The following is a 2,445-nucleotide window of genomic DNA, read 5'->3' as shown; positions in this document are numbered from 1 at the left end:
CTCATGGCTGCTCCTCGCGGGTGTAGCGGCCACCGCACTGCTTGTAGGCCTTGAGACTGAACAGCACGCGGTGAGGTATGTCCTGCAGCGCCTGGCGCTCGATAATCTCGCCAAGCACCGCCAGCACACGTTCACGCCGGGTACCATGGATCATGCAGAACAGGTTGTAGGGCCACTCGGGCGGGCAACGCCGACGGCGATAGCAGAGCGTCACGGCAGGTTCCGCTGCCAGGCGGCGCCCTACCTCGGCCACGGCAGCGTCGGGCAGGTCCCACACCACCATGGCGTTGGCGCGAATGCCCAGGGCGTGATGGCGAACGACCAAGCCCATCCGCTTGATCAACCCCTCCCGCTGCCAGCGCTCGACCCAGGCCAGTACTTCGGCCTCGCTCATGCCGCACTGCTCGGCGAGCGCGCGCCACGGGCGCTCGGTCAACGGCAGGCCGCGCTCGAGCAGCGCACGTAGGCGCAGCGACGCCGTCCTGGCGTGAGATGGAAGGAGATGCGACGAGAGCCGTGTCATGGCGCCTCCAGCTCGTCCCAGGGGATCGGGAAGCCGAGGTCGATGTGGTAGCCCTCAACCATCGGCAGGCGCAGGAGCGGCCGGCCGAACTCCTCCTCCAGCGCCTCCAGGCGTGCCTCGAGCTGGTTCTCGTCGGCGGCCGTCATCACGAACCAGAGGTTGAAGTCGTGCTCTCTCGCATAGTTGTGGTTGACCCCGGGGGAACGGTTGATCGCCGCCGCCACCGCGTCACGCTCGGCCTCGGGCACGGAAACAGCCGCCAACAGGCTGGCCCCGGCGCGGGCATGGTCGAACACCGGCCCGACCCGGCTGAGCACCTCGCACCGCTGCAGGGCCTGAAGACGCTGCACCACCTGCGCCTCGCTCACGCCCAGGCGCTCGGCCATGGCGGCGAAGGGCCGCGGGCACAGCGGCAGGTCGCGCTGGAAGGCATCGATGAGGCGTCGGTCGAGTGCATCGAGTTCGGCCATGGGCAGGTACCGGGCGGACGATGGAGACATGATCTTAAGCGGTATCTTACATGCCGCATCAGGCCCGAACGCCGCCATCGGCCATGCCGTTGACGCAAGTCAAAAGACCCGAGCGACTTGCCGAGAGCTTGATGACGGTCAAGGCGGGCCCTTTTCCGGGGCGGGACACTGCGGCGACGGCCCGCTCCCTGCCTGACCCACCGCCACGCTGCGAGGTGCTGCATGACATCGCCGGTCCTGAGGTCGCTGCTCTTCACCACCCTGGCCCTGCCGGCCTTGGCCGGCGCCGACGCGCTCGGCCCCGAGCGCCAGGCCGAGCTCGAGACCCTGCTTTACCAGGACTGCGGCTCCTGCCACGGCATGACCCTGCGCGGCGGGCTGGGCCCGGCGCTGCCCCGCGATCGCATGCAGGGCTTCAGCCCCGAGGCGCTCACGCACATCATCCGCCACGGCATTCCCGGCAGCGCCATGCCGGGCTGGAAGGCCCTGCTCAGCGAGGCGGAGGCACGCTGGCTGGCCGAGCATCTGCGTACCGACAACCGCCTGGAAACGCTGCAACGCGACTGACCCTGGAGATCGCCATGCCCCTTTCGCTCCCCATGACGCGCCTGCTCGCCGCCGCTGGCCTGGCCCTGTTCACCACCGGTCCGGCTGCCGCCGAGACCGCCACGGACAGCGAGCTGCGCGGCACCGGCGACCTGGGCGTGGTAATCGAGCGTGCCAGCGGCAGCGTGGCGCTGATCGACACCACGGCAAGAACGGTGCTGCGCCACGTCGGCGGCTTCGGCGACCTCTCCCATGCCTCGGTGAAATTCACTCGCGATGCCAGGTACGCCTTCGTCTTCGGCCGCGATGGCGGGTTGACCAAGCTCGACCTGCTGACCGGCGAGATCGTCGGGCGCGTCATCCAGGCGGGCAACAGCATCGGTGGCGCCATCTCCCAGGACGGTCGCTTCGTGGCGGTGGGCAACTACGAGCCGGGCGGGGTGAAGGTGTTCGACAGCGAGACGCTGGCGCTGGTGGCCGACGTGCCGGCCGACTACGAGAAGGCCGACGGCAGCATCGGACAGGCTAAGGTGGTGGGCGTGGTCGATGCGCCCGGCAACCGCTTCGTCTTCAGCCTGTTCGAGGCCGGCGAGATCTGGACCCTGGACATGAGCGGCGACGAGCCGGTGCTCGACAAGCATCGCGACGTGGGACGCGAGCCGTACGACGCCCTGATTACCGCCAATGGGCGCTACTACATCGCCGGGCTGTTCGGCGAGGACGGCATGGCCCTGCTCGACCTGTGGCATCCCGAAAAGGGCGTGGAGCGCATCCTGCCCGACTATGGCCGCGGCGAGGAACGCCTGCCGGTCTACAAGATGCCGCATCTGGAGGGCTGGGCGATGGCCGGCGACCTGGCCTTCTTCCCCGCGGTGGGGCGCCACGAGGTGCTGGTCGCCGATAGCG

The 2,445-nt window shown here is 69.1% G+C and carries 4 protein-coding genes; 2 read left to right on the top strand and 2 right to left on the bottom strand.

What is annotated here, in order from left to right; genetic code table 11:
• Position 1 precedes the first annotated feature (1 nt).
• Both ahbB and QPM17_RS23460 read right to left on the bottom strand, forming a co-directional pair.
• Entirely contained in the window at positions 2–523 is a 522-nt protein-coding gene (gene ahbB / locus QPM17_RS23465; protein WP_285394159.1) for a siroheme decarboxylase subunit beta, read from the bottom strand.
• Positions 520–993, bottom strand: a complete 474-nt coding sequence (locus tag QPM17_RS23460; protein ID WP_285394158.1) for an Lrp/AsnC family transcriptional regulator — start codon at positions 991–993, stop codon at positions 520–522. Before QPM17_RS23460 ends, ahbB begins: the two co-directional genes overlap by 4 nt.
• Before the next feature lie 222 nt (positions 994–1,215).
• Here QPM17_RS23460 and QPM17_RS23455 point away from each other — a divergent pair, with 222 nt between their 5' ends.
• Together QPM17_RS23455 and QPM17_RS23450 are read left to right on the top strand one after the other, a co-directional pair.
• Entirely contained in the window at positions 1,216–1,560 is a 345-nt protein-coding gene (locus tag QPM17_RS23455) for a c-type cytochrome (protein ID WP_285394157.1), read from the top strand.
• Positions 1,561–1,574: 14 nt separating this feature from the next.
• On the top strand, positions 1,575–2,445 hold an 871-nt coding region (locus QPM17_RS23450), incomplete at its 3' end, for a cytochrome D1 domain-containing protein (protein ID WP_422732800.1).

The organism is Marinobacter azerbaijanicus, assembly GCF_030250645.1.
GTDB classification, from domain to species: Bacteria; Pseudomonadota; Gammaproteobacteria; order Pseudomonadales; family Oleiphilaceae; genus Marinobacter; species Marinobacter azerbaijanicus.
Note: the sequence above shows the minus strand (reverse complement) of the source record. Positions and strands in the feature narration are given on the sequence as shown.

Bases quoted from the DNA above. Each gene is read 5' to 3' on its own strand.
- ahbB (WP_285394159.1), bottom strand. From the start codon at position 523: ATGACACGGCTCTCGTCGCATCTCCTTCCATCTCACGCCAGGACGGCG.
- QPM17_RS23460 (WP_285394158.1), bottom strand. From the start codon at position 993: ATGGCCGAACTCGATGCACTCGACCGACGCCTCATCGATGCCTTCCAG.
- QPM17_RS23455 (WP_285394157.1), top strand. From the start codon at position 1,216: ATGACATCGCCGGTCCTGAGGTCGCTGCTCTTCACCACCCTGGCCCTG.